Here is a 26,951-nt window from a genome sequence, read left to right as displayed (position 1 = left end):
GAACATTCAGCCCGGTCGTGCGGGTGATGCCCGGCGGGTGCCGACAACAGGCGCACTCGGCTCCTTCATGCCCCCGAATGCGCCCCCGTACGCTCCCTGCGCGCCCTTGGCGCCCCTCACACGAGCCGGACCGGCTTCTCGGGCCGCACACCGACCTCGCCGAGCCAGTCGCCCAGCGGGCCCGCGTCCCCGTCGTCGACGAGCCGGAGCACCGGGTGGCCCAGGTCCGAACGGCGCACACCGTCCACGAGCAGCACCGGGCCGTCGAGCCAGTCCAGGCCGGGGGCGGCGCCGGCGGTGTCCACGGCGGCGCAGCACACCATCGCGGTCACATGGTCGGCGAGCAGCTCACGGCCGGTGCGCGGGGGCTGCATCGGGAACAGCGGGAGGCCGTCGGCGAGCCCGTCGCCCCAGGTGACGCCGGGCAGGCCCGGCACACCCGGTACGCCCGCGTCCAGGCCGTCGGCCACCGGCTCGCGGGCGGCCTGGCGCTCCGCCTCCGCGCGCTCCTCCCGCGCCAGCTCGGCGCCGAGCCGGGCGGCCACCAGGTCGCCCGCGCGCCCGTCCGCCGTCAGGCGCTCGATGACCCGTGTCAGCGTCGGACCGGAACTCTCCGGTCCGGGGTCGGCGGACCGCTCCCCCGGCACCGGGGCCTGCGGCCCTGAGGACTGGGCCCCCGACGGCTGCGGCCGTCCGGACGTCTTCGGTCCTGTCGGCTGCGGCCCCGGGGACTGCTCCTCCGGGGACTGCGGCGCCGGACGGGGTATGCGGTACTCGGGCCGGGCGGGGCGCTCCGGCGCCGCCGGGGGGCGTGCGGGCTGCGCGCCCTCGGCCGGTTCCGGCGGGAGGGCGTCCAGGACCCGGTGGAGCCGGGCGGCCTCCTGGCGCCACTTGCGGTCCACGACCTCCTCCGGATACTGCTGCCAGCCGACCGGCGACCAGTCGGGCCCCGGCTCGGCCGGGCCGCCGTGGAAGAGGCGGGCGGCGAGGAGGGAGGCGGCGCGGTCCACGGCGCCGGGCTCCTCCAGGAGGTCGCACGCCGGGCGCTCGCCCAGGCGGGAGGCGAAACCTTCGGCCAGACGGTCGCGGCGGGAGAGTTCGGTGAGCGCGGAGACCACCCCGGCGTCCAGCCGGGAGGGCCAGCGGCCCATCCGCCAGGCGGGCAGCGCGACCCGGGTCAGCAGCCGGTCCCAGCCCGCGTACGCCAGCCCGACCTGCTCCTGGGCGACGATCCGCAGGCCGTAGTCGACGCTCTGGGCGCGCTCGGACGCGGCGGCGGCCACGCACCGCTCCATCTCCAGCGCGTGCTCGCGGCAGGCCCGCAGCAGCAGCCGCGCGACCCAGCCGACGAACGCGTGCGCCGGTGCGGTCAGAGGGCTCTTGGCGCGCGCCGATACCGCCACCGCGGCGTCCAGACCCCGTACGAAGCGGCGGGCCGCGGCTATGTCCGGGTTGGCGGAGGGGCCGGTGCCGGCCACGACGGGCGCCAGCAGGGCCCGCAGCTCGGCGACCCGCATCCACCACATGAACGGCGATCCGATCACCAGGACCGGCGCCTGCTCGGCACGCGCGCCGTCGCGCGCTCCCGCGCCCCTGCCACCGCGCGCCGCCCGGCCGCGCGGCGGGGCGTGCGCCCGGTGCGTACGGTCCTCCAGCCAACTGTCGCAGTCGGGAGTCAGCGCTATCGCGGACGGCGCGGGCACCTCCAGGCGGTCGGCCAGGTCCCGTACCAGGCGGTACAGGTCGGGGGCCGAGGACTCGGCTATCGGGACCGACGGGCTCAGCGCGGGCCGCGCCCGGACGACGACGGCCGTGACCAGCGCCGCCAGCAGCAGCACGACCAGCGCGATGCCGGTCACCGCCCAGCGCGCCGTGTCCCAGCCGCCGGAACTCGTGACCGGGTCGGCACGGCCGATACGGCCGGTGAGGCCGCCGACGAGCAGCACCACGGCCACCGCCGCGGGCACCAGGGCCACGCCCAGCGCCGCGCCGCGGATCCGCAGCACCGCGAGCGCGCGGGCGCGCGCCGCCTCTGCTCCTGCTTCCGGACCTGCCACCAGCCTGTACACCCCCTGCTGCCCTGATCAACCGGACGGAGAGAACACGGGACGAGACGAGAGCGGGGCAACGGTGCCGGGGCCGCGGACGGCTTCCGGCGGCGTCGCTCGCTCTCCACCACTGTGGCACCGGCCACCGACACCGCAATGCCGGTGAGCCACTTGCCGGACGCCGCCGTGACAGCCGTACCGCGGGGCGGCCCGGGCGCCACACGACGCATGCGGGGAACCCTAGTTGGGGCTTCCCTCCCCGTCAGCCGGATGGCGGTGCGGTCACTCGATGGAATGGCTTTGGGTAAAGCCGGGAGCCATATCCCGGCCAAAATCGTCCGGTACGCCCGGAACGGCGCGTAGCGGGCACCGCGCGGGCCGGGTCGGACAGGGACCGGACCCGACCGGACGCCGACCGGCCGGAAAGCGGCCCGAAAGCCGCCGGAAAGCGGACCGGACCGGCCCGGAAAGCGGACCGGTCCGGGCCGGAAAAGCACCGGTACGGGCTCAGCTCTCCCCCGCCGCCCGCGCCGCGATGTCCGTACGGTGGTGCGACCCGTCCAGCGTGATCCGGCCGAGCGCCCGGTAGGCGCGCTCCCGGGCCGCGGCCAGGTCGGGGCCGGTGGCCGTCACGGACAGCACCCGGCCGCCCGCGCTGACGACCTCGCCGGTGGCGTCGTCCTTCTTCGTGCCCGCGTGCAGGACGTACGCGCCGGGCGCGTCCTGCTCCGCGACCTCGGTCAGGCCGCCGATCGGGTCGCCCGTGCGCGGCGTACCGGGGTAGTTGTGCGAGGCCACCACGACCGTCACCGCGGCGTCGTCGCTCCAGCGCAGCGGCGGCAGCGCGGCCAGCGTGCCGGTGGCGGCCGCGTGCAGCAGCGCGGACAGCGGGGTACGGAGGCGGGCCAGCACGACCTGGGTCTCCGGGTCGCCGAACCGCGCGTTGAACTCGATCACGCGGACACCGCGCGAGGTGATCGCCAGGCCCGCGTACAGCAGCCCGGAGAAAGGCGTGCCACGGCGGCGCAGTTCGTCGACGGTGGGCTGGAGGACGGTCTGGAGCACCTCGTCGACCAGCTTGGGGTCGGCCCAGGGCAGCGGGCTGTAGGCGCCCATGCCGCCGGTGTTCGGGCCCTCGTCGGCGTCGTGGGCGCGCTTGAAGTCCTGGGCGGGCTGGAGCGGTACGACGGTCTCGCCGTCGGTGACGGCGAACAGGGAGACCTCGGGGCCGTCCAGGAACTCCTCGATGACAACTCTCCCCCGCTGCCTGGACGGCGCGGGAGGTGCCCCCACGCAGGCCAGCGCATGGGCGCGGGCGGTCTCGACGTCCTCGGTGACCACGACGCCCTTGCCGGCCGCCAGGCCGTCGTCCTTGACCACGTACGGGGCGCCGAACGCGTCCAGCGCCGCGTCGATCTCGGCGGGGGTGGTGCACAGGTAGCTGCGGGCGGTGGGCACCCCGGCGGCGGCCATCACGTCCTTGGCGAACGCCTTGGAGCCCTCCAGCACGGCCGCCTGCGCGGACGGCCCGAAGACCGGGACGCCGCGCTCGCGCACGGCGTCGGCGACCCCGGCGACCAGCGGCGCTTCGGGGCCGACCACCACCAGGTCCGCTTCCAGGCGCTGCGCCAGGTCTGCCACCGCCGCGCCGTCGACGGCGTCGACGGCGTGCAGCTCGGCCACTTCCGCGATGCCGGCGTTGCCGGGGGCGCAGTGCAGCGCGGTGACGTCGGGGTCGAGGGACAGTGAGCGGCACAGGGCGTGTTCGCGGGCGCCGCCGCCGATGACGAGGACCTTCACGTGAGCAGCCTAGTCGCCGCCGGCGCGGGCGCGGGGCGGCGCCCCCACGGGCCCTGGGCGGCCGGGCGGCGGAGGGGGACGGGACCGGGAACCAAAGGGCCGGAAGCCGTGGAAACCGTACGCCACCGGGCAGTGGCAACTCTTTCGAGTGAGAGGGGGCATGGTCCTATACCTGATTCCGCACCACTTCCGGGCGGAAATAAAGCGATCTTGGGGGCGAGGCCCACCGTTCGGCGGTAGGAAGGAGGATGCGCACCGGCCGTCTCGTACGTACCGCGCGCATCGCACGTATCTGCATGAGGGAGTGCACGGGTGAGTCAGCCGGAGATGCAGCCCGAGGGGCTCCCTCGGGAGGAGCGCGGGCCCGGGGGCGGCCGCGGCGATCTGGGGAGCCGCACCTTCCCGCTCGGGGACTGGGGCGAGCCGGCTGAGCGCCTCGACGAGCTGTACCACTGGGTCGAGGAGGGCGCCCTGCGGGCCGCCTCCTGGTACCTGCACGACCGGGTGGCCAAACGGCGCGGCGCGCGGGCCCTGCGCCTGGGGGCGGCGGCTGGTGTGGCGGTGGGTGCTCTGATGCCGCTGCTCGACCTCACGGGGGTGGTCCCCGGGGGCGCGAAGTGGGGGTATCTGGCGCTGCTGGTCGCTGCGGTGTGCGTGGCCGGGGACCGGTTCTTCGGGGTGACCGCGGGCTGGATGCGGGACGTGGCGACCGCGCAGGCGGTGCAACGGCGGCTGGCGGCCCTGCAGTTCGACTGGGCCTCGGAGAACGTCCGCGAGGTCCTCGGCCCGACGGAGGGCACCGCCGGGGAGGCGGCGGAGCGCTGCCTGGGCGTGCTGCGCCGGTTCAACGAGGACATCGCGGAGCTGGTGCGGGCCGAGACCGCCGACTGGATGGCCCAGTTCCGTCCGGGCCCGCTGCCGCCGGCCGCGCGGGCGACGGCGCAGTGGGGGCAGCGCCCGGAGCCCGGCGGTCCGCAACCTGGCCGGATCACGCTCCCGCCGGGCACCCGCCCGAACATGCCGCGGCAGCGGCCGCCCGAGTCGCCGCGCTGATGGCGTACGCCCGCTCGCGCGGACCGGCGGCCGCGCCCGCACCGGCCGCCGTCAACTGAAGACGATCATCGACCCTTGGCCGAGACTGCGCGTGGCCGCCGCGTGCAGCCCCAGCCAGACGTGCCGCTCCCGCGCGAACGGACTGTCGTCCGGCGGCAGTCCCTCCACCCGTTCCTCCAGCGTGGTGGGACGCGACGGGGCCTGCGGCGCGGCCGGCGGATTGGCCGGATCGATGCCGATGGCCGGCGCGACCAGTTCGAGGTCGCGCAACAGGCCGTGCGCGGAGCCCAGCGGCCCGCCGCCCTCCAGGAGTTCGTCGGTGGCCAGCGGGTGCGGGAAGTCGACCGGGACGTACGCCCCGGCGTGGTCGTAGTGCCAGACCAGGTGCGACTGCTGGGCGGTGGTCTCGAACATCTCCAGCAACTGCTCGTAGTCGCCGCCCAGTTCGTCCACCGGCGTCACTTCGAGGCCGCAGATCTTCAGCAGGTACGCGCGCCGCAGGAAGTGCAGCGCGTCGTAGTCGAAGCCCGCCACCGGGGCGACGTCCCCGGAGAGGCCGGGCATGTAGCTGAAGACGGGGACCGGCGGCAGCCCCGCTTCCGTGAGGGCCTGGTCGTAGGCGGCGATCTCTTCGGAGAAGGGGTTGTCGGGGCTGTGGCACAGCACATCGACAAGGGGGACCAGCCACAGGTCACATGCCACGAGACGAGACTCGCTTCCAGTCGGGTGGGGGGCGGTCGGGACAGCGTAGTGCTACCCGGGTCCACCGACGAGGGCGAGGGAGTGCTCGTTGTACTCGCGTACCAGCCGTTGTGCCTCGGCCAGGTCGTGCCGGACCACGGCGGCGACCAGATCGCGGTGGTCGTGCCACAGCCGGCCGCGCAGATCCGGCTCGCGCCGCAGCAGCGGCACGGCGAAGACCCAGCTCTGGACCCGTACCCGGTCCAGGAAGTCACTGATGTACGGGTTTCCCACCAGACTGCCCAGTTCGCGCCAGAAGCGCAGGTCGTACCCGATCAGTACGTCCATGTCACCGGCCCGCGCGGCCCGTTCGGCCTCCTCGGCACGGCGCCGGACGGACATCATCACCGCGGGCGAGACGGTGCTCAGCGCCCGCTCCGCGCGGGTGCGGAAGATGCCCTCGACGATCAGGGTGCGGGCCTCGATCATGGCCCGGTAGTCGGCGGCGGTGAAGGCGTGCACCCGGAAACCGCGGTGCTGCTCGACGTCGAGGAGGCCCTGGGCGCACAGGTCGAGCAGCGCCTCGCGCACGGGCGTCGCGGAGACCCCGTACTGCTCGGCGATCTCCTTGACCGTGAACTGGTCTCCGCAGGGCAGCCGTCCGGCCAGCACCTCGTCGCGCAGCGCGTCGGCGATCTGCTGGCGCAGGGTGTTGCGCCGTATGACTCCGCTGCCTGGGCCGGCGGGCATCGTGTCCGTCTCCTTCGGCGGCCTCGTGGCCCCGGGGGCCCGTGCGACCGCATGGTCCGTAGACCGCGCAAGGAGAGCGGCCCTCGCCCTCACGATAGGCGAGGGGGGCGGGCGGGGCGACGGTGGCGCGGGGAGTGGCCCGGGACGGCCGGGGCCGCCGGGCCCCGGCCCGCGCCCGTTCTCACCCCGCGTGCGTGTGGGTGTCCGCCACCGACAGGGCCGCGTCCAGGGCCGCCAGGCCCTCCTTCGCCTCGGCCTCCGTGACGGTGCAGGGCGGCACGACATGCGTACGGTTCATGTTCACGAAGGGCCACAGACCGCCGCGCTTGCAGGCCGCCGCGAACTCGGCCATCGGCCCGTTGGCCGCGCCCGACGCGTTGTACGGCACCAGCGGCTCGCGCGTCTCCTTGTCCTTGACCAGCTCCAGTGCCCAGAAGACACCCAGGCCGCGCACCTCGCCGACCGAGGGGTGGCGCTCCGCGATGGCGCGCAGCTCGGGCCCGATGACCTTCTCGCCGATCTCGGCGGCGTTCTCCACGATCTTCTCCTCGGCCATCGCGTTGATCGTGGCGACGGCGGAGGCGCAGGCCAGCGGGTGCCCGGAGTAGGTCAGGCCGCCCGGGTAGGGGCGCTGGTCGAAGGTGGCGGCGATCTCGGCGGAGATGGCGACGCCGCCCAGCGGTACGTAGCCGGAGTTCACGCCCTTGGCGAAGGTCAGCAGGTCGGGCGTGACGCCGAAGTGGTCGGCGGCGAACCAGTGGCCCGTACGGCCGAAGCCCGCCATGACCTCGTCCAGGACGAAGACGATGCCGTACCGGTCGCAGATCTCGCGGACGCCGGCCAGGTAGCCGGGCGGGGGGACCATGATCCCGGCGGTGCCCGGGACGGTCTCCAGGATGATCGCGGCGACGGTCTGCGGCCCCTCGAAGGCGATCGTGTCCTCCAGGTGCGCGAGGGCGCGCTCACACTCCTGGGCCTCGTTCTCCGCGTGGAAGGGCGAGCGGTACAGGAACGGTCCCCAGAAGTGCACGACACCGGCCGACGCGGTGTCGGACGGCCAGCGGCGCGGGTCGCCGGTCAGGTTGATCGCGGCGGCGGTGGCGCCGTGGTACGAGCGGTAGGCGGACAGCACCTTGGTCCGGCCGGTGTGCAGCCGGGCCATGCGGACCGCGTTCTCCACGGCCTCGGCGCCGCCGTTGGTGAAGAAGATCTTGTCGAGGTCGCCGGGGGTGCGCTCGGCGACCAGCCGGGCGGCCTCGGCGCGGACGTCCACGGCGAAGCCCGGCGCGATCGTGCACAGCTTGCCGGCCTGCTCCTGGATCGCGGCGACGACCTTCGGGTGCTGGTGGCCGATGTTGGTGTTGACCAGTTGGGAGGAGAAGTCCAGGTAGCGGTTGCCGTCGTAGTCCCAGAAGTACGAGCCCTCGGCGCCGGCGACCGGCAGCGGGTCGATCAGGCCCTGCGCGGACCAGGAGTGGAAGACGTGCGCGCGGTCGGCGGCCTTGACCGCCGCGCCTGCTGCCGGGTCGGGTTGCGTCGTGGTCACGGGCACTACCTCGGATCGCTCGGGCCCGCCAAGGGGCACGGTACGGCGGACGCCTTCAGCCTAGGGAGGCGCGCGGGGCGTGGGGTACCGACACTGTGTATGGCGCTCACCACGGGTGCGGACAGACTGTCGGTGGGGCTGTAGGAACCTCCAGGGCACGCGTCACGGGCCGCTCCGGCCCGGCGCCCGCGGACCGCCGCTCCCGGGGCGCGCGGCCCCCGCCGCCAAGCCGCGGCCCCGCCGCTAAGCAGCCGCCCGCGGAAACGCCTCCCGCACCGCCCGCCGCCACTGATGGGACGTCAGCCCTGGCCGCAGTGCCGCCATCGCCCCGCAGTACTTGGTGAACTCGGCGGCGCGCAGCCCGTAGCTGTGCAGCAGCCGGTCCGCCTCCGTCAGGTGGCCGGTGACCGCGGACTTCGTCTCGACCAGGACCAGCCCGCCGTCGGCCCGTACGCTGCGGCCGGTGCCCGCGTCCCGGCACACCAGGTCCGCGTCGCAGGTGACGCGCTGCCCGTCGGCGACGAAGGTGGCGCGCCGGTAGTCGGTCACCAGCGACGGCACCAGTTCGCCGGGGGCGGCGATGCCGTACGTACCGTGCAGGACGGAGGCCAGGAAGCCGCGCGGGCCGCGCCCGAGCGTCGCTTCGCCGGGCAGCAGCGGCTGCCGCCGCTTGAGCGTCTCGCCGCGCCGCCCCCTGAGCTTGATCTCGAACTGCCGCTCGCCGGAGTCCTCGTACAGCCGCTCGCGGATCCTGTAGCGGTGGCGGCGGCCCTGCCGGTGGTCGTGGAAGGTCTGCAGGCCGGGGGTGTCGTAGTGGACGGAGTGGTAGCCGAACCAGCGGCGGCCGTTGATGCACAGCGCCTGGAACGGGCCGCCGGGACGCCTCGGGTCGGTCAGCCGGGCCGCGAAGTCCGCGAAGATCCCGACCGGTACGAGGTAGCTGCGGTCGATGCGGGCCATCAGCTCCGCGCGGGCCTGGAGCTCGGAGAGGGTGATCGGGCGCGCCGCCATGGCGGCGCGGGCGATCGCCCGTACGGCGGGAATCACACGGTCTCCTCGGAAAGGGGACGGGGCTGCGGGTGCGCGGGGGGAGCGGGTGATCGTGCGGTGCCGGTTGCGGTCGGTGCGCTGTGAGGTCGTACGAGCGGGCCTGCCGAAAGGTTCCGGCAGACGGCAGCGGACGTCCGCCACCGTCAAGTCCCGGACATCATCGATTTCCCTGTATCGCCCGGGGGCTGTCACGCAGGCACCCGGGCGGGCCGAGTTGCTTCCACTCACCGATGACGGTCTGCCCGCTTTGCTCCGAATCAGCCCGGATCGCGCCCCGTTCGCCACCGCCCTGGCCGAACAGCTAGGCGGCACAGCGGACTTCCGCGCGGTCGTGGAGGCGGTGGAGACGCTGTCGCGCGCGCTGGATAATCTCGGCTACTGAGTGCGCCGAAGTGTGCGCTCACGCCCGCGTCCTGACGACCGTTCCGAAGTCCGCGCCCGGCCCGGCCGGCCCGTCCCCACCGCACACCGGCCGCACCGGACACCGGCCGCACACGACCCGGCCCGGCCACGGCCCGTACGGACACCGGGGGAACCGAAACCGGACCGTCGGCGTCGTCCGATACGTTCGCGCCTGCGGCACCGTCCCCGCAGGGCACGTCCGGGAGCACAGGGCGAACAAGCTGAAAGGGCAAGCGGAACGTGAATGAGCGCGCAGAGCGCGGCCGCCTCGGGCAGCTCGGCCCCCAGGACCCGCCGCGGATCGGGGCGTACCGGCTGCTGGGGCGGCTGGGCGAGGGCGGCATGGGCCGCGTCTACCTCGCCCGTTCCGACCGCGGCCGCACGGTCGCCGTCAAGCTGGTCAAGACCGAACTGTCCGGCCAGGACGACTTCCGGGCCCGGTTCCGGCAGGAGGTGCAGGCCGCGCGGCGCGTCGGCGGCGAGTGGACCGCGCCCGTCCTGGACGCCGACACCGAGGCCGCGACGCCGTGGGTCGCCACCGGCTACATCGCGGGCCCCTCGCTCCGGCAGGTGATCACCGAGGGCCGTACGCCGCTGCCCGAACGTTCCGTGCGCATCCTCGCCGGCGGGCTGGCGGGCGCGCTGCGCAGCATCCACGCCGCCGGCATCGTGCACCGCGACCTCAAGCCGTCCAACATCCTGCTCACCATCGACGGCCCCAAGGTCATCGACTTCGGCATCGCCCGGGCGCTGGAGGCGGTGACCGTCGGCGGCGGCCTCACCCGTACCAACCAGGCGGTCGGCTCGCCCGGCTTCATGTCGCCCGAGCAGGTGCGCGGCCGGCCCGTCACGCCCGCCAGCGACGTCTTCTGCCTCGGCTCGGTGCTGATGTTCGCCGCCACCGGGCGGCTGCCCTTCGGTACGTCCGACAGCGGTGTGCACGCGCTGATGTACCGCATCGCCCAGGAGGACCCGGACCTGACCGGGCTGCCGTACGGGCTGCACAGCCTGGTCGCGGCCTGCCTCGCCAAGGACCCGGCGCAGCGCCCGACGCCGGAGCAGCTCATCGCGTACACCGCGTCCGAGGACGACGGCCAGGAGCCGTGGCTGCCGGGCGCGCTCATCGCCGAACTGGGGCGGCACGCCGTCGAGCTGCTCGACGCGGAGAATCCGAACGGCGCGTGGGAGGAGTCCGGGGACGCGTCCTGGGACAACCCCGCAGACCCGTCCTGGGACAAGTCCGGCAACCGGTCCTGGGACGGGTCCGGTGGCCACCGGTCCTGGGAGAGCGCCGACGGCTCCTGGAACCACTCCGGCGCGGTACGGGGCCGGGAGCAGACTCCCGCGCCCGCGCCGGGGCCCGTTTCGGCGCCCCTGCCGCCCCAGGTGCCCGGTACCGCGACCCCGCCGCCGTACGCCGCGGCGGGCGCTCCGACGTCCGGGCCGGCCGCCTCGGACGCCACCGTGACGCCGTCCCCCGGGGCCACCACCCACGGCCGTCGCCGCAAGGGCTCCACAGGCCGCACCGGACTCGGCAGCAGCCCGAGCCATACCAGCCACAGTGGAGGCAGCGGTCACGGTGGTCACAGCAGCCGCTCCGGAGACACTGGCCGCAGCCGTATCACCGGAACCCCCCGCTCCACCGGCCGCCCCCGTACCCGCACCCTCGGCCTGGCCGCCGCCGTCGGCATCGGCCTCGCCACCGCCGGCATCGGCATCGCCTACGTCTGGTTCAGCCCCGACGGGGACGACGGGAGCGCCGCGAAGGCCGACGGCGGCACCGTGACCGCGGCGGACGGCAAGGTCGGCAAGGCGGCGGGCAAGGAGCCCGGTGTCATCCCGCAGAAGTTCCTGGGCACCTGGGAGACCAAGCGCGGCAAGGGCGGCAGCGACACCTACCGCTTCACCCTCACCCAGGGCGCGGTCGGCGACACCGTCCTGGCCATGGAGGCGAGCGGGGCCAAATTCCGCTGCGAGTTCAAGGCGATCCTCATGAACGGCGGACCGCCCGTACGCCTCGGCCCGACCACCGTCGTGGCAGGCCCGGCGACCACTTGCAGCCCGGGCGCCCCCAGCACCCTGCGCCTGCAGCCGGACGGCAAGCTCCGTCGGGTCTTCGACGACGGCAAGCCGACGTTCACGTACACGAAGAAGGACTGATGCGGGCCCGCGCGGGACATGGCGGTGCCGGAACCGGGCATCCGTATGACGTGACGGTGGACCCCTGGCACGAAGCCCTGGCCCGGCAACTGGGGGACACCCGTGCCTCGTCCCGCGAACTGGTGCTCAGAAGCCGGGCGCTGATCGAGGAGAACCACCGGCTGCTCGACGAGAACTACCGGCTCAGGCAGCAGCGGGCCGCCATAGTGGGCGGCGACGAGGCCCGGCGGTAACGGACCTGCCCCCCGCCAAAGGCTCACCACCTGCGGAAACGCAAAAGCCGCGGTCCCACTCCGGAAGGGAGCGGGACCGCGGCCCCCGCACGGCTGCCGCCGCTCGGGCCTCGCGTCCGTCAGTCCAGGAACGAGTTGATCTGAATCGTCTCGTCCCGGCCCGGGCCGACGCCGATCGCGGAGATCGGCGCGCCGGACATCTCCTCCAGCGCCTTGACGTACGCCTGCGCGTTCTTCGGCAGCTCGGCGAAGGTCTTGGCCTTGGTGATGTCCTCGGACCAGCCCGGCAGGGTCTCGTAGATCGGCTTCGCGTGGTGGAAGTCGGTCTGCGAGTAGGGCAGCTCCTCGACGCGCTTGCCGTCGATCTCGTACGCGACGCAGACCGGGATCTGCTCCCAGCCGGTGAGCACGTCCAGCTTGGTGAGGAAGAAGTCGGTCAGGCCGTTGACGCGGGTCGCGTACCGGGCGATGACCGCGTCGAACCAGCCGCAGCGCCGGTCGCGGCCGGTGGTCACACCGCGCTCGCCGCCGATGGTGCGCAGCGCCTCGCCGTCCGCGTCGAACAGCTCGGTCGGGAACGGGCCCGCGCCGACCCGGGTCGTGTAGGCCTTGAGGATGCCGATGACCCGGCTGATCTTCGTGGGGCCGACACCCGCGCCGGTGCAGGCGCCGCCCGCGGTCGGGTTGGAGGAGGTCACGAACGGGTAGGTCCCGTGGTCCACGTCGAGCAGCGTGCCCTGGCCGCCCTCGAAGAGGACGACCTTGCCGTCGTCGATCGCGTTGTTCAGCAGGAGGGTGGTGTCGGCCACGTAACCCTTGATCTGGTCCGCGTAGCTGAGCATCTCCTCGACGACCTGCTCGGCGACCACCGCGCGGTGGTTGTAGAGCTTGGCCAGCACCTGGTTCTTGAAGTCGAGGGCCGCCTCGACCTTCTGGTGCAGGATCGACTCGTCGAAGAGGTCCTGGACGCGGATACCGGTGCGGTTGATCTTGTCGGCGTAGGTCGGGCCGATGCCGCGGCCCGTCGTACCGATCTTCCGCTTGCCGAGGAAACGTTCCGTGACCTTGTCGACCGTGATGTTGTACGGCGTGATCAGGTGCGCGTTACCGCTGATCAGCAGCTTGGACGTGTCGACACCGCGCTCGTTGAGTCCGCTCAGCTCGGAGAGCAGGACCGCAGGGTCGACGACGACACCGTTGCCGATGACCGGGGTGCACCCCGGCGAGAGGATTCCGGAAGGGAGAAGGTGCAGCGCGTATTTCTGGTCGCCTACGACAACCGTGTGACCGGCGTTGTTGCCGCCCTGGTAACGCACCACATAGTCGACGGACCCACCGAGCAGATCGGTGGCCTTTCCCTTGCCCTCATCACCCCACTGAGCACCGAGCAGCACAAGTGCGGGCACAGGCGTACACCCCTTCCGGGCGGGGCATGTCCAACGTGCGCGCGGCCGTATGCGTGCAGGTGTACGCGTACGGCATCGCTGAAGCCGTCGAACCGGTGCCCCGGAATAGACGAAGCCCCTGGCGCAATAGCGCAAGGGGCTCTTGCACCGAGATGCTACCTGAGGAAGGACCGAGGTGTCGGCGCAGCCTTCTGGGCACTCTCTCCCGGACGGGGTCCGGGGGCACCCCCTGCTCGTGGTCATCGACCCGGCCGCCCGCAGTACGGACGGGGAATCCGTACGGATCGCCAAGGACGTCCTGTGCGCGGGCGCGGCCGCGAAAATCTGCTTTCCCGACGGTCCCGAGGAGTACGCGCGGGCGCTCGCCCGCCGTGGTCATCGCCGCCCCGTGGTGATCGGTGACGACCGTGCGCTGCTGCGCGCCGTGGCGCTGCTGCACAAGGAGCGCGATCTGGCGGGGGTGGCGCTGGCGGTGGTGCCGGTGGGCGCGCCGGGCGCGGTGGCGCTGGCCCGCGCGCTGGGCGTGCCGACGGACACCGTCGCCGCCGCCCGCGCGGTCCTGGACGGTACGGAACACAGCCTGCACCTGCTCACGGACGACAGCGACGGCATCGTCCTGGGCGGCCTGGACATCCCGTCCGGTACGGAGCCGGAGCCATCCGGCAGGCGAAGCCGGCGACACCGCTGGAAGGGGCTGCGCGGGCGGCCGGGACAGCGCCTGCCGGTCCGGCGCGACGGTACGGAAACGGTCCCGCTGCCGGGCCCTCGCACGGCGGCGTGGTGGGACCGGCTCGTCCGTACGGCCCGTACGGCACTGTCGCGGCCGGCCGCGCCGCCCGCCGGCCCCTCGGAACCGCCCGGCCCCTACGAACCGCCCGGTCTGACGGCCCTACCCGGCGGCCGGCGTTCCGGTGCGGCGGGCCACCGGCTGCGGGTCGAGGCGGACGGCGTGGTGCTGGCCGACCTGGACCGGCCGGTGCGGTGGGTCTCGGTGACGCCGGGCGACGGCGACGACGGCACCGGGCTGGCCGAGGTGGTGGTGCACTGGCAGGAGGCCGAGCCGCCGGTACGGGCCCGCGCGCGGGCGGTGACGGTATCGGGCGCGGACTTCCGCTACCGGGCGGACGTGGTCGTCGGCGGCCCGGTGAGGACCCGTACGTGGACGGTGCATCCGGACGCGTGGCGGCTGACGCTGCCGCACGACTGACGGCCCGGGACGGCTGACGCGGCCGCACGGCTGACGGCCCCGGGCGGCTGATGCTCCCGGACGGCCGGCGCGGCGCCGTCGCGCGAGCGGTCCTCAGCTTCCGCTTCCGCCGCGCAGCTCCGTGTCCCGGTACTCGCGCCAGCGCTCCAGCATCCTGGTCAGCTCGCCCTGCATGAACTCGAAGAAGGCCACGGTCTCGGCGACCCGGGCACCGGCCGGGGTGTCCGGCCCGAGCGACTTCGTGCCCTCCCGCAGGACGTCTTCCCAGCGCGTCAGCACGTTGTCGCGGTTGCCCAGCGTCTCGTACCAGAGTTCGTTCAGGAGGCGGTAGCGGTCCCGCCGGGTGCCCGGCTCGCGCTCCCGGCGGACCATGCTCACCTGCACCAGATAGCGGATCGCACCGGAGACGGCGGCGGGGCTGATCTGCAAGCGCTCGGACAGTTCGGCGGAGGTGAGGGCGCCGGAGTCGGAGGCGAGCAGCGCCGCGAAGACCCGGGAGGCCATCCGCTGCATGCCCGCCTCGGTCAGCTCCGAGGCGAAGCGCTCCACGAACCGGGCGACCGCCTCCTCGTCACGCCCGGCGTCCCCGGCCTGCTGCTGCGCTGCCGCTGCCTGCTCACTCACCCTCTGATCCTCTCCCGCGCTCCCCCGGACGGACGTGCCACGACCCTTGACTTTATACGGTTTCTTAACTTCACAAATTTGTGAAGGAAGCGTACGTTCAAAACATGACGAAGGCAATCTCGGTGTCCGGCCTCCGCAAGACCTTCGGCCGGACCCGCGCGTTGGACGGCCTCGACCTCGACGTCGAGACCGGTGAGGTGCACGGTTTCCTCGGCCCCAACGGGGCGGGCAAGTCCACCACCATCCGCGTCCTGCTCGGTCTGCTGCGCGCCGACGGGGGTGGCGCGCAACTGATGGGCAAGGACCCGTGGCGCGACGCCGTCGCCCTGCACCGCCGGATCGCGTACGTACCCGGCGACGTCACGCTCTGGCGCAACCTCTCCGGCGGCGAGGTCATCGACCTCTACGGGCGGCTGCGCGGCGGCCTCGACCCGGCCCGCCGGAACAGCCTCCTGGAACGCTTCGAGCTGGACCCCACCAAGAAGGGCCGCACCTACTCCAAGGGCAACCGCCAGAAGGTCGCCCTGGTCGCCGCGTTCGCCTCCGACGTGGACCTGCTCATCCTGGACGAGCCGACCTCCGGGCTGGACCCGCTGATGGAGGAGGTCTTCCAGGACTGCGTCGAGGAGGAGCGCGACCGCGGCCGTACGGTGCTGCTCTCCAGCCATGTCCTGTCCGAGGTCGAGGCGCTGTGCGACCGCGTCAGCATCATCCGCAAGGGCCGCACCGTCGAGTCCGGCTCCCTCGCCGACCTGCGGCACCTGACCCGTACGAGCGTGACCGCCGAACTGGCCGGCGCCCCGAACGGGCTCTCCGGCCTCCCCGGTGTGCACGACCTCGACATCCAGGGCCACCGGGTCCGGCTCCAGGTGGACACCGACAAGCTGGACGCGGTGCTGCGCTCGCTCAGCGCGTCCGGTGTGCGCAGCCTGACCAGCACTCCGCCCACGCTGGAGGAGCTGTTCCTGCGCCACTACCAGGACGGCACCGACGCCGGCCAGGGCACGGCCACCGGTGCCGCTTCCGCTTCCGCTTCCGCTTCCGCTTCCGCTTCCGGGAAGGCGACGCTGCGATGACCGCCGTGACGCTCCCCGCCGCCGCCCGTACCGGCGGCTCCCGCGGCCTGGCCGGCACCGGCACCCTGCTGCGCCTGGCACTGCGCCGCGACCGGCTGATGATCCCGGCCTGGGTGGTGCTGCTCGGCCTGACCGTCGTCAGCATGGGCAGCGCCCTCGGCACGCTCTACGACACACCCGCCAAGCGCGCGGAAGTCGCGGCCTCGATGACCGGCAACGGCTCGCTGCGCGCCATCTACGGGCCCGTGTTCAGCGACTCCCTGGGCGGCCTGACCGCCTGGCGCATCGGCGGGATCGCCGCCCTGCTGGCCGGCGTGATGAGCCTGCTGATCGTCGTACGCCACACCCGCGAGGAGGAGGAGACCGGCCGCCAGGAACTCCTCTCCGCCGCCATGGTCGGCCGGCGCGCCCCGCTCACCGCGGCCCTGCTCGCCGCGCTCGTCGCCGACGCCGCGCTGGCCCTGCTCATCACCGCCGGGCTGGCCGCCTCCGGCCGGCCGGCGGGCGGGGCGCTGGCCCTCGGCCTCGCCGTCGGCGGCACCGGGCTGGTCTTCGCCGGGCCGGCGGCGGTCACCGCGCAGCTCACCGAGAGCGCGCGGGCCGCCAAGGGCCTGGCCGGTGCCGTACTGGGCGCGGCGTTCGTGCTGCGGGCCGCAGGCGACGCCGCGTCCGAGGACGCCTCCTCCCCGCTCGTCTGGGCCTCCCCCGTCGGCTGGGCCGAGAACCTGCGCGCGTTCGCCGGCGAGCGTTGGTGGGTGCTGCTGCTCTTCCTCGCCGGTACGGCCGTCACGGTCGGCGCCGCGTACTGCCTCACCGCCCGCCGCGACCTCGGCATGAGCTTCCTGCCCGCCCGTCCGGGACCGGCTCGCGCGCCCGCCTCCCTGAACGGTCCCACCGGCCTGGCCTGGCGCCTGCAACGGACCACCCTGTTCGGCTGGTCGGCCGGGTTCCTCCTCGCCGGTGCCGTCTTCGGCGGCATCATCGACGGCGCGTCCGACCTGGTCGGCGACAACGAGCGGACCCGCTCGATCTTCGAGCGGATGGGGGGGCACCAGGGCCTGACGGACGCGTTCGTCTCCGCGCTGACCGGGATGCTCGGCATGGTCGCGGCCCTGTACGCGGTGGGCGCGGTGCTCCGGCTGCGCGGCGAGGAGACCGGCGACCGCGCCGAACCCGTCCTGGCCGGTGCCGTGGGACGCCTGCGCTGGGCGGCCGGACACCTGGCCGTCGCCTTCCTCGGTACGGCCCTCGTCCTCCTCCTGGGCGGGCTGGGCCTCGGCTTCACGTACGGCCTGACCGTCGGCGACGTCGGCGGGCAGCTCGGCCCCGCGGTGGGCGCCGCGCTGGCCCAGGCGCCCGCGGTCTGGGCCCTCACCGGCCTCGCGGTGCTGCTCGTCGGCGCTCTGCCCAAGGCGGCCGGCGCCACCTGGGCCGTGGTCGGCGGCTGCCTCGGCATCGGCTGGGTGGGCCCGGCCGTCCAGCTCCCCCAGTGGGCGATGAACCTGTCGCCCTTCAGCCACCTCCCGAAGCTGCCGGGCGGCGAGGCCACCGCGGCGCCCTTCCTGTGGTTGCTCGCCCTGACCGCGGTGTCCGTGGCGGCGGGCCTGACCGCGCTGCGCCGCCGCGACATCGGCTGAGAGCCGCGGACACCGTCCGGCAGCGTGCGCCGCCGGAGCCGTAGCGGGCTCCGGCGCCGTACTTCCCCGTACGCCGCCGGTGCGTCATACGGCGGGAGCGATACCCGCCCGGGGGCGTACGCCGGTCCGGCGCCCGCGCTCCCCGCCCGCTCCAACTGGTAGAGACCTCCTGCCGCCACCGCTGCTCCACGAGCGTCCCGGAAAGACCAGTGGAGCGGGAGTGGGGCATTCCGCGCCGGTGTGCCGCGAACCACGCGGCGGGGCGCGGTTGTCCGCGTTTCCGGGTGGGCACAACCTCCGCGGGCGGCGATGGCGGCGCTAATAGGGCCGGCACGCCGCAATTCCTTGCCTAGGGGCGGGCGGAGGTGTCCGTGAACCGAATGGGACCACGCAGGGCGTTATGGGTGATGCGGAATCTGGGGGTCGTCCTGACGGCCGGAGCAGCCTGTGTGCTGTTCAGCCTGATCATGACGATGGTGCCCGGACTGCGCACTCCGGGCAGTGGAAATGCGGGCCAGGCCTACGGCGCCGCGGCTTCTTCCACTGCCGTACTGGTGCTGTTCTACATGGCGAGGACGCTGCGTCTGCAGCGGGACGAGACCTCGCTGCAACGTGAGGAACTGGAACTCCAGCGCGCGGAAATGCGCCTGCAACGCGCCGAACTGGAACTGCAGCGGGACGAGATGCGCCGGTCGGCGGGTGAGCTGCACCGCAGCGCCGAAGCCGATCTGCGGCACCTGCACATGGACCTGCTCAAAATGAGCATCGGCGACCCGGAACTGGCCGAGGTCTGGCCCGCGTTCGCGCCGGAACTGACACCGAAGGAGAACCGGCAGTATCTGTACGCCAACCTGATCTACTGCCACTCCATGCTCGCGCACAAACTGGAGATGCTCGACGACCGCGAGGCGCTGGGTCATCTGCGGTACATCGTCCGGTCGCCGGCCTTCCGCGGATACTGGGAATCGGCGCGCTCCATGCGCGCCGAAATGGACCCGGCCTCGCACGAACGCCGCTTCGCCGCCCTCGTCGACGAGGCGCTGACCCAGTCGAACGCACAAGCACCGTATGCACCGAACCTGCGTTTGATCGAAGGTCAACACAACGAGCCGTAAAGCGCTCACAGGTGTAGCGGCCCGCACCGAAAAGGGACATTTACGCAATTCGGCTCGCGTTGCCGCGTGCCGCCGGGGTATTCCGGCCCGATGACGACACTCGACATCTCCCGACGGCTGGGCGCCACCCCACAGGAGCGCGGCAGCATGGGCAACGGAAGCTGCCCCGACCTCTTCGAGCTCAGCGACGGCCGCTTCGCCGTCATCGGCACCGACATGACGGCCGACCTCGACGGAAAACTGCCCGCCGACGCCAGCCGCGCCGACTACGAGAAAATCGTGGTGATCACCCGCGACACCCTGCTGCGGGCCAAGTCCGACATCGCCCGACTGTGACCCGCCGGCCCGGCCCGCCGTTCCTCACCCGCCCGGCGTGACCAGCCGGGCCTCGTACGCGAAGACCGCCGCCTGGGTGCGGTCACGCAGTCCCAGCTTCACCAGAATCCGGCTGACGTGCGTCTTCACCGTCGACTCGGCCACCACCAGATGCTCGGCGATCTCACCGTTGGACAGACCCTGGGCCACCAGCACCAGGACCTCGGTCTCCCGCTCGGTGAGGTCGCCGATGCGTTCCTGGGTGGGCGCCCGCGGCGTGTCGAGCTTGGAGAACTCCGAGATCAGCCGCTTGGTGACGGCCGGTGCGAGCAGCGCCTCGCCGTTCGCGACGATCCGTACGCCCTCCGCGAGCTGGCCCGCCGAGGCGTCCTTGAGCAGGAAGCCGCTCGCCCCGGCCCGCAGCGCCTGGTAGACGTACTCGTCCAGGTCGAAGGTGGTCAGCACCAGCACCTTGGCGTCCGCGTCGGCGGCGACGATCTCGCGGGTCGCCTCCAGCCCGTTCATCTCCGGCATCCGGATGTCCATCAGCACCACGTCAGGCCGCAGCTCGGCGACCTTGGCCACCGCCTGCCGGCCGTCCACGGCCTCGCCGACGACCTCGATGTCCGGCATCGCGCCCAGCAGCACCGAGAAGCCCTCACGGACCATGACCTGGTCGTCCACGATCATTACCCGGATCACGCCGTCTTCCCCTCCGCCGCGCTCTGCGCCGCCGACACCGGGATGAAGGCCGCGACCTCGAACCCGCCCTCTTCGGTGTGGTCCGCCGTCATCTCCCCGCCCAGCATCTGCACCCGCTCCCGCATTCCCAGTACGCCGTGCCCGGCCCCCGGTGACGGTTTGGCCAGGCGGCTCGCCCTGCCGTTGACGATACGCAGTCCGATCCCGCCGAGCACGTACGAGATCTCCACCCGCGCCTCGGCGCCCGGCGCGTGCCGCAGGGTGTTGCTCAGCGCCTCCTGGACGATGCGGTACGCGGACAGCTCGACGCCCTGCGGCAGCGGCCGCGGCGAGCCGGTGATCACCGTTTCGACCTCCAGCCCCGCGCTGCGCACGCTCGCCAGCAGCGAGTCCAGGCTGGCCAGGGTCGGCTGCGGCGCCTCCGGGTCGGCGTCGGCGAAGGCGTCCGGGTCCTCGGACCGCACGACACCGAGGATGCGGCGCAGCTCGGTCAGTGCCGCCACCGCGTTCTCCCGGATGGTCGAGAAGGAGGTGGCCAACTCGGGCGGGGTGTCCTTGACGCGGTAGGGGGCGGCCTCGGCCTGGATGGCGATGACCGACATGTGGTGCGCGACCACGTCGTGCAGCTCGCGGGCGATCAGGGCGCGCTCCTCCAGCAGCGTGCGCCGCGAACGCTCCTCGGCGGTGGCGGTCTGCGTCTCGACCACGTGCTGCCGCTCCTCGCGCCAGGCGCGGATGGCGGCGGCGGGGACCAGCACCATCACCGACAGCACCGCGAACGGCGCCACGTCCGAGATCGTCCGGGGCACCAGCAGCACCAGTACGGCCGACGCCGCCATGGTGACCAGCCACATCTCGGCGGCCAGCCGGGGCCGGGTACGGAGCACGGCCAGGACCATCACCGCGGTGTGCGTCACGAAGCCGATCTCGTACCCGGTGGACCCGGCCCCGGTGACGATGTAGGCCAGCATCGCGAAGCCGAACGCCCCGCCCGACAGCCAGAACGCGCCGACCGGGCGGAAGAGGGTCAGCGCGATCGGCGCGGCGAGCAGGAAGCTGAAGACCGTCGCGAAGAGGAAGCCCAGCGCGCTGGAGCGGGCCATCACGCTGGTGGTCGCGAGGAACACCATGGCCGCGACGGCCGCGAGCACCACGTGCGGGGCCCAGCGCACATGACGGCGCAGCCGCTGCGGGACCCACGACCACCCGGACACGCGCGCGTCGTCCAGGGGCAGCATCGGGCGGAAGGCGAAGGCGTCCACGATCAGGTCCTGGCGCAGCCGGTTCAGCGCGCCGCGGACGAGTCGGGCTTCCGAGCGCAGGTCGTCGCGCTGCGAGTGGGTCGTCTGGTTCACGCACACCACGGTAAGCAGAGGGCGGCCCCCGGTCGTCCCCTCCTGAGCGGATCTGGGGCCGTCCTCCTCAAGTACTACGCAGGGTGTCGAGGAGGACGCGGAAGGCGGCGGTGCCGGGGGTGACGGGCGCGTAGTGGCCGGTTCCGGCCAGCTCCCGCAGGTGCGGCGCGGTGCCGCCGGCGGCCTCGGCGGCCCGTACGTAGCGGCGGGAGAGCCCGATGGGCACGTCGGGGTCGGCGGTGCCGTGCAGGACCGTCACGGGGACCGTACACGGCAGCCGGCGTACCGGGTCCGCCGCGGTGAGCCGGTCCGCCCATCCGGGCCCGGTGCCCAGGAACTCCGCCACGGCGCGGTCGCTCAGTCCCAGCTCATGGGCGTGCGCGAGGTCGGCGACGGGGGCCACGACGATGATCCGGCGTGGCGCGTCCGGGCCTGGGCGGTCCGGCCGGTCCGGGTGGTCCGGCCGTGCCGCCGCGAGGAGCAGCGCGAGGTGCCCGCCCGCCGAGTGCCCCACGGCCACCACGGGCCGCTCCAGCGCGGCCGTCGCGGCCACCACGTCCTCGTACGTGTGCGGCCAGCCGCCGCCCGCGCCCGAGCGGCGGTATTCGGCCAGCGCGACCGGCAGCCCGTGCCGGGCGAGCTCCGCGGCGAGCGGCGACAGATGCGTACGGTCGTACGCCGCGCGCCAGAAACCGCCGTGCAACAGCAGCACCACCGGCCCCGCGTTCCGCTGCCCGTACAGGTCGATCACCTGGTCCGGGTGCGGCCCGTACGCCAGCGTCGCGTCGGGCGCCACGGGCGCGAGGCCGAGCAGCGCCGCCTCCTCGGCCGCTGCGCCCGGACCGCTCACCCCACGACCTCGCCCAGCACCCGCGCGGCCCGCGCCACGTCCGCGAAGGACGTGTAGAGCGGCGTGAAGCCGAAGCGCAGCACGTCGGGGTGGCGGAAGTCGCCGACCACCCCGCGCCGGATCAGCTCCGTCATCACCGCACCCGCGTCCGCGCAGGCCAGCGCGATCTGGCTGCCCCGCTGCGGGTGCTCTCGCGGGGTGACGCAACGCACCCGTCCCTCGGGTACGTGCGTGTCCACGCACTCCAGGAAGAAGTCGCCGAGCGCGAGGCTCTTGGCCCGTACGGCCTCGACGGACACGCCGTCCCAGACGTCCAGGGCCGCCTCCAGGGCGAGCATGGACAGGATGTCGGGCGTGCCGACGCGACCCCGGGTGATGCCGTCGGCCGGGGCGTACGCGGGGTCCATGCCGAAGGGCACGGCGTGCGAGTTCCAGCCGGGCAGCGGCGAGTCGAAGCGTGCCTGGAGCTCCTCGCGCACATACAGGTACGCGGGCGCGCCCGGACCGCCGTTCAGGTACTTGTACGTGCAGCCCACCGCGAGGTCGACGCCGTGGGCGTCCAGCCGGACCGGCAGCGCGCCCGCGCTGTGGCACAGGTCCCAGACCGCCAGGGCCCCGGCGTCGTGCAGGGCCGCGGTGATGCCGGGCAGGTCGTTGAGCCGTCCGGTGCGGTAGTCGACGTGGTTGACCAGCGCGAGCGCGGTCCGGGGCCCGGCCTCGCCGGGAATCCGCTCGGCCGGCAGGGCCCGCAGGGTGCAGCCCGTCATACGCGCCGCGGACTCCGCGATGTAGCCGTCGGTCGGGAAGGACGCCTCGTCGGCGAGGATCTCGTCCCGGCCCGCGCCCGCCATCCGTACCGCGCCGACCACCGCCTTGAACACGTTGACGCTGGTCGAGTCGCCCGCCACGACCTGCCCCGGCGCGGCGCCGAGCAGCGGGGCGATCCGGTCGCCGACGCGTTCCGGCGCGGTCCACCAGCCCGACTCCTCCCAGGAGCGGATGCGCAGCTCGCCCCACTCCCGGGTGATCACGTCGGCGACGCGGGCCGGTACGTGGCCGGGCAGCGCGCCCAGCGAGTTCCCGTCCAGGTACACGGTGTCGTCCAGGACGAATTTCTCCCGTACGGGGCGGAGTTCGTCCTTCTCGTCCAGCGCCGCGGCGCGCTCCGCCGGGTCAGACATGGCTGCGCGCCGTCCACAGCTCCGGAAAAACGTTCTTGCTGGCCCGCTTCTCCAGCCATGCCACACCCGCCGAACCGCCGGTCCCCATCTTGGCTCCCATCGCCCGCCGCGTCGCCACCAAATGATCGTTACGCCAGCGCCACACCAGCTCCGCGACGTCCGTCAGCGCCTCACCGAGCCGCACCAGCTCACCGTCGCGCGGCCCCGCGTACACCTCGGCCCACACCGCCTCGACGCGCGCGTCCGGCTCGTACCGCGCCGTCACCTCACGGTCCAGCACCTCACGGGGTATCCCGTACCCCCGGCGCGCCAGCAGCCGCAGCACCTCGTCCCACAGGCTCGGCTCCTGCAACGCCTTCTCCAGCTCGGCGTGCTCACGCGGCGCGCCCCGGTGCGGCACCAGCATCGACGCCGACTTCTCCCCCAGCAGGAACTCCATCCGCCGGTACATCGCGGACTGGAACCCCGAACCCTCCCCCAGCGCACCCCGGAACGCGTTGAACTGCGCCGGCGTCAGCCGCGCCAACGGCTTCCACGCCGCGTTCAGCGCCTCCAACTGGTGCGTCGAACGCTCCAGCGCCTCCATCGCCGCCGGCAGGTCGTCCCGGCGCAACGCCTGCGCGGCGGTGTGCCACTCGTGCACCACGACCGTGAACCACAGCTCCATCACCTGGGTCGTCACCAGGAACGCCATCTCGCCCGGATCGTCGGACAGCGGATGCTGGAGGTGGGTGAGCACGTCCGCGTGGACGTAATCCTCGTACGGCGTCGTCCCCGTACTGCCGATGCTCAGATCGGGCCGCCGGACCTCGGCGGCTTGCGGGGCGGACTGCTGCGACATGAGGAACTCCTCGATGCTGCTGGCTTCCGGGTAGCGGTCCGCTCCTTCCCGTCGGCAAACGGAGCCCCGGTCCCCTCGGGCACGGAATCTTCCGGCCCACTGGCATCATCCGTGCTCCGCGGAGGGCGCGCAAGAGGCCGCCCACGGCGTGCGAAAGGCCGGCCGCGCATGCGCGGCCGGCCTCGATTCCGTCCCGGCGGTCAGCCGGAAGCGCAGCTCAGCGCCCTACGAAAGGGTGTCGGCCGCCGTCGGCGACGACTCCCGCAGGAACGTGGAGCACCGCTCGTACTCCTCCTGCTCGCCGATGGCCTGCGCGGCACGGGCGAGCGCGTGCAGGGCACGCAGGAAGCCCCGGTTGGGCTCGTGCTCGAACGGCACCGGACCGTGCCCCTTCCAGCCGGCCCGGCGCAGCGCGTCCAGGCCCCGGTGGTAACCCGTACGGGCATACGCGTACGACTCGACCGTACGGCCCGCCTGGAACGCGTCATCGGCAAGCTGCGCCCAGGCCAGCGAGGAGGTCGGATACTTCGCCGCGACGTCCGCCGGCGCGGCACCCGAGGCGAGGAGCTCGCGGGGCTCGGGGTCGTCGGGGAGTTCGGTGGGGGGCGGGCCCCCTAGGAGGTTCTGATGAATGGCCATGCTCCCATCTTCCCGGAGGGGCCAGTCGATTACGTACCTCAGGGGGCTGGGCCTTGTGTGGCGGTTCACCCCGGTGTCGGGGGACGTTTCGCGCTGCGCGCGGGGGTGTGTGGTGTTGACGTTCGGTTCGCATTGGTTTCGTGGTGGGGCGGGGGCGCGCAGGGGCCAACTCCTCGGCACCGTGCACCGCGACGTGACTTTTTTTCGGTGACGCAGACACCCGGCTGCCTGCGGGGATGGCCCCCTACACGCCCCCTCGGGCCGGATTGGCGAGCCGAGGTCGGTGGGGGGAAGTTTTCGATGACGCAGGGGGGCGCCTTACCTAGGGGTGAGGCTCACGAGGTGGTGGCGGTACGGCAGGCCCCTCCCCGGCGATGAGATGCGCACGCCGGGGCTGGCCCACCCCGACGCGGCTCCGCCGCGCCATCGGGCGCTGACGCGCCGGAGGACGGAGCGCCGGGGCTCCCGCGCCGCTGACGCGCCCGGCTTGTAAAAGCCCCAGCCCGAACACGCGGGAAGCCGCCCGCGCCCCCACCACCGGGCCCATCACGCACGACGCGAGCCCCGAACCGGGAGCGTTTGGGCTTGTGAAAGCCCCAGCCCGATCGCTCCGATAGCCGCTCGACGGCCGGGGCTCGGGGTCCCGCAGGGGTCTCCCCGCAGGCAGCCGGGCCTCTGCGTTGCCTAGTGAAGGTACGTTGCGGTCCACGGTGCCGAGGAGTGACCCCGGAGGGACCCCGAGCCCCCACACACCGAACCCACTGCGCACAACGCGAGCCCCCACCGGGCCGGCTTTCGCTTGGGCTTGTGAAAGCCCCAGCCCGATCGCTCCGATAGCCGCTCGACGGCCAGGGCTCGGGGTCCCGCAGGGGTCTCCCCGCAGGCAGCCGGGCCTCTGCGTTGCCTAGTGAAGGTACGTTGCGGTCCACGGTGCCGAGGAGTGACCCCGGAGGAACCCCGAGCCCCCACCCACCGAACCCTCCGCGCACAACGCGCGCCCACACCCACGCGCACGAAGGCCCCGGCCGCCGTGAAGGCGGGCCGGGGCCGGGGACCCGGAGGGTTACTTGATCTTGGTGCCGGTGGAGCGGAGGTTGGCGCAGGCTTCGGTGACGCGCTTGGCCATGCCGGCCTCGGCGAGCTTGCCCCAGCTTCGCGGGTCGTAGGTCTTCTTGTTGCCGACGTCGCCGTCGACCTTGAGGACGCCGTCGTAGTTGCGGAACATGTGGTCCGCGATCGGACGCGTGAACGCGTACTGCGTGTCCGTGTCCAGGTTCATCTTCACGACGCCGTTCTCCAGCGCCGTGGCGATCTCCTCGGCCGTGGAGCCGGAGCCGCCGTGGAAGACGAAGTCGAAGGGGGACTGCTTGCCGTACTTGGCGCCCACGCCCTCCTGGAGGTCCTTGAGGAGCTCGGGGCGGAGCACGACGTTGCCCGGCTTGTAGACGCCGTGCACGTTGCCGAACGAGGCGGCGAGCAGGTAGCGGCCCTTCTCGCCCAGGCCCAGCGCCTCAGCGGTCCGCAGCGCGTCGTCGACGGTGGTGTACAGCTCGTCGTTGATCTCGTGGGTGACGCCGTCCTCCTCGCCACCGGTCGGGGTGATCTCGACCTCAAGGATGATCTTCGCGGCGGCCGCCTGGGCCAGCAGCTCCTGGGCGATGGACAGGTTGTCGGCCAGGGTCTCGGCGGAACCGTCCCACATGTGGGACTGGAACAGCGGGTTCTGGCCCTTGGCCACCCGCTGCTCGGAGACGGCCAGCAGCGGACGGACGTAGCCGTCCAGCTTGTCCTTGGGGCAGTGGTCGGTGTGGAGCGCGACGTTGATGTCGTACTTCTCCGCGACGATGTGCGCGAACTCCGCCAGCGCGACCGCGCCGGTCACCATGTCCTTGTTGTGCTGGCCGCCCAGGAACTCCGCACCACCGGTGGAAATCTGGACGATGCCGTCGCTCTCGGCCTCGGCGAAACCACGCAGCGCTGCGTGCAGAGTCTGCGTCGAGGTCACGTTGATGGCCGGGTAGGCGAACTTGCCTGCCTTCGCCCGATCCAGCATCTCGTTGTAGACCTCGGGAGTTGCGATGGGCATCTGTCCGCTCCTTGTGATGTGCGGGTGTGCGTTCTTGGCCCTGACCAGGGGGCGACGACATCGCCGTAGCTCATCTTCCCAGACTCGGCGGTTTGCTCCACATCCCGTACACGCCACCGGCACACAAAGGGGTGGCCGGTTTCACGTGAAACCAACCACCCGTTTGCGATAAGCGCTGGTCAGAGCCAGGAGAC

General features: G+C 73.1%; 24 protein-coding genes. 9 read left to right on the top strand and 15 right to left on the bottom strand.

Going from position 1 to position 26,951, the window contains the following annotated elements; genetic code table 11:
- Positions 1-116: 116 nt before the first annotated feature.
- On the bottom strand, positions 117-2,057 hold the full coding sequence (locus EJG53_RS21500; RefSeq protein ID WP_371858711.1) for a hypothetical protein: 1,941 nt from the start codon (positions 2,055-2,057) through the stop codon (positions 117-119).
- A gap of 498 nt (positions 2,058-2,555) precedes the next feature.
- Positions 2,556-3,848 carry a phosphoribosylamine--glycine ligase gene (gene purD / locus EJG53_RS21495; RefSeq protein ID WP_125046175.1) on the bottom strand — a complete coding sequence of 431 codons (1,293 nt, stop codon included), beginning with the start codon at positions 3,846-3,848 and terminating at the stop codon, positions 2,556-2,558.
- Between the two features lie 312 nt (positions 3,849-4,160).
- On the opposite strand from purD, the gene EJG53_RS21490 reads away from it, so the two are divergent.
- On the top strand, positions 4,161-4,901 hold the full coding sequence (locus EJG53_RS21490) for an SLATT domain-containing protein (protein WP_125046174.1): 741 nt from the start codon (positions 4,161-4,163) through the stop codon (positions 4,899-4,901).
- Positions 4,902-4,952: 51 nt separating this feature from the next.
- Here EJG53_RS21490 and EJG53_RS21485 read toward each other — a convergent pair whose 3' ends face one another.
- The 4 genes from EJG53_RS21485 to EJG53_RS21470 all read right to left on the bottom strand — a co-directional run bounded on the left by EJG53_RS21485 (position 4,953) and on the right by EJG53_RS21470 (position 8,925).
- Positions 4,953-5,603: a hypothetical protein gene (locus EJG53_RS21485; RefSeq protein ID WP_030023236.1), complete on the bottom strand. Its 651-nt coding sequence runs from the start codon at positions 5,601-5,603 to the stop codon at positions 4,953-4,955.
- A 51-nt stretch (positions 5,604-5,654) separates the two neighbouring features.
- A complete protein-coding gene (locus EJG53_RS21480; RefSeq protein ID WP_125046173.1) occupies positions 5,655-6,332 on the bottom strand; it encodes a GntR family transcriptional regulator in 678 nt (225 codons plus the stop codon).
- 181 nt (positions 6,333-6,513) lie between these two features.
- Positions 6,514-7,878, bottom strand: a complete 1,365-nt coding sequence (locus EJG53_RS21475; protein WP_125046172.1) for an aspartate aminotransferase family protein — start codon at positions 7,876-7,878, stop codon at positions 6,514-6,516.
- Between the two features lie 243 nt (positions 7,879-8,121).
- Positions 8,122-8,925, bottom strand: coding sequence for a VTC domain-containing protein (locus tag EJG53_RS21470; RefSeq protein ID WP_125046171.1), 804 nt, complete (start codon positions 8,923-8,925; stop codon positions 8,122-8,124).
- A gap of 217 nt (positions 8,926-9,142) precedes the next feature.
- Here EJG53_RS21470 and EJG53_RS40680 point away from each other — a divergent pair, with 217 nt between their 5' ends.
- From EJG53_RS40680 to EJG53_RS40675, 3 genes are all read left to right on the top strand, one after another.
- Positions 9,143-9,310, top strand: coding sequence for a hypothetical protein (locus EJG53_RS40680; RefSeq protein ID WP_154806389.1), 168 nt, complete (start codon positions 9,143-9,145; stop codon positions 9,308-9,310).
- 260 nt (positions 9,311-9,570) lie between these two features.
- On the top strand, positions 9,571-11,490 hold the full coding sequence (locus EJG53_RS21465) for a serine/threonine-protein kinase (protein ID WP_244955267.1): 1,920 nt from the start codon (positions 9,571-9,573) through the stop codon (positions 11,488-11,490).
- A gap of 56 nt (positions 11,491-11,546) precedes the next feature.
- Complete coding sequence (locus EJG53_RS40675) at positions 11,547-11,723, top strand: hypothetical protein (protein WP_154806388.1); 177 nt, start codon at positions 11,547-11,549, stop codon at positions 11,721-11,723.
- 119 nt (positions 11,724-11,842) lie between these two features.
- On the opposite strand, the gene EJG53_RS21460 is transcribed toward EJG53_RS40675, so the two are convergent.
- Positions 11,843-13,129, bottom strand: coding sequence for an adenylosuccinate synthase (locus EJG53_RS21460; RefSeq protein WP_030023224.1), 1,287 nt, complete (start codon positions 13,127-13,129; stop codon positions 11,843-11,845).
- A 175-nt stretch (positions 13,130-13,304) separates the two neighbouring features.
- Between EJG53_RS21460 and EJG53_RS21455 the strand changes: the two genes are divergently transcribed.
- Positions 13,305-14,336 (top strand): diacylglycerol kinase catalytic domain-containing protein, encoded by a 1,032-nt coding sequence (locus tag EJG53_RS21455; protein WP_244955266.1) that lies wholly within the window; start codon positions 13,305-13,307, stop codon positions 14,334-14,336.
- Positions 14,337-14,429: 93 nt separating this feature from the next.
- Here the strand turns inward: EJG53_RS21455 and EJG53_RS21450 are convergent, their stop codons facing one another.
- Complete coding sequence (locus tag EJG53_RS21450; RefSeq protein WP_125046170.1) at positions 14,430-14,960, bottom strand: GbsR/MarR family transcriptional regulator; 531 nt, start codon at positions 14,958-14,960, stop codon at positions 14,430-14,432.
- Between the two features lie 104 nt (positions 14,961-15,064).
- Between EJG53_RS21450 and EJG53_RS21445 the strand changes: the two genes are divergently transcribed.
- From EJG53_RS21445 to EJG53_RS21430, 4 genes are all read left to right on the top strand, one after another.
- Positions 15,065-16,036 carry an ABC transporter ATP-binding protein gene (locus tag EJG53_RS21445; protein WP_244955265.1) on the top strand — a complete coding sequence of 324 codons (972 nt, stop codon included), beginning with the start codon at positions 15,065-15,067 and terminating at the stop codon, positions 16,034-16,036.
- Entirely contained in the window at positions 16,033-17,673 is a 1,641-nt protein-coding gene (locus EJG53_RS21440; RefSeq protein ID WP_125046169.1) for an ABC transporter permease, read from the top strand. Before EJG53_RS21445 ends, EJG53_RS21440 begins: the two co-directional genes overlap by 4 nt.
- Positions 17,674-18,122: 449 nt before the next feature.
- Positions 18,123-18,788, top strand: a complete 666-nt coding sequence (locus EJG53_RS21435; RefSeq protein WP_125046168.1) for a DUF6082 family protein — start codon at positions 18,123-18,125, stop codon at positions 18,786-18,788.
- 90 nt (positions 18,789-18,878) lie between these two features.
- Entirely contained in the window at positions 18,879-19,124 is a 246-nt protein-coding gene (locus tag EJG53_RS21430) for a hypothetical protein (RefSeq protein WP_241269658.1), read from the top strand.
- 24 nt (positions 19,125-19,148) lie between these two features.
- On the opposite strand, the gene EJG53_RS21425 is transcribed toward EJG53_RS21430, so the two are convergent.
- The 7 genes from EJG53_RS21425 to fbaA form a co-directional block, all read right to left on the bottom strand.
- Complete coding sequence (locus EJG53_RS21425) at positions 19,149-19,793, bottom strand: response regulator (protein ID WP_031005084.1); 645 nt, start codon at positions 19,791-19,793, stop codon at positions 19,149-19,151.
- An 8-nt stretch (positions 19,794-19,801) separates the two neighbouring features.
- Positions 19,802-21,160 carry a sensor histidine kinase gene (locus EJG53_RS21420; protein ID WP_174856439.1) on the bottom strand — a complete coding sequence of 453 codons (1,359 nt, stop codon included), beginning with the start codon at positions 21,158-21,160 and terminating at the stop codon, positions 19,802-19,804.
- Positions 21,161-21,227: 67 nt separating this feature from the next.
- A complete protein-coding gene (locus EJG53_RS21415) occupies positions 21,228-22,010 on the bottom strand; it encodes an alpha/beta hydrolase family protein (protein ID WP_125046167.1) in 783 nt (260 codons plus the stop codon).
- Positions 22,007-23,191, bottom strand: coding sequence for a kynureninase (kynU, locus tag EJG53_RS21410; protein WP_125046166.1), 1,185 nt, complete (start codon positions 23,189-23,191; stop codon positions 22,007-22,009). Before kynU ends, EJG53_RS21415 begins: the two co-directional genes overlap by 4 nt.
- The gene (locus EJG53_RS21405; RefSeq protein ID WP_125046165.1) at positions 23,184-24,032 is read right to left on the bottom strand and encodes a tryptophan 2,3-dioxygenase family protein; all 849 of its coding nucleotides are present in this window, start codon (positions 24,030-24,032) and stop codon (positions 23,184-23,186) included. Before EJG53_RS21405 ends, kynU begins: the two co-directional genes overlap by 8 nt.
- A 225-nt stretch (positions 24,033-24,257) precedes the next feature.
- Positions 24,258-24,671 (bottom strand): DUF3151 domain-containing protein, encoded by a 414-nt coding sequence (locus EJG53_RS21400; protein WP_031005093.1) that lies wholly within the window; start codon positions 24,669-24,671, stop codon positions 24,258-24,260.
- Positions 24,672-25,734: 1,063 nt separating this feature from the next.
- Positions 25,735-26,757, bottom strand: a complete 1,023-nt coding sequence (gene fbaA / locus EJG53_RS21395; protein WP_125046164.1) for a class II fructose-bisphosphate aldolase — start codon at positions 26,755-26,757, stop codon at positions 25,735-25,737.
- Between the last annotated feature and the right edge of the window lie 194 nt (positions 26,758-26,951).

Source organism: Streptomyces chrestomyceticus JCM 4735, from assembly GCF_003865135.1.
In the GTDB taxonomy this organism is placed as follows: domain Bacteria; phylum Actinomycetota; class Actinomycetes; order Streptomycetales; family Streptomycetaceae; genus Streptomyces; species Streptomyces chrestomyceticus.
This window is presented reverse-complemented; position numbering and strand designations above follow the sequence as displayed.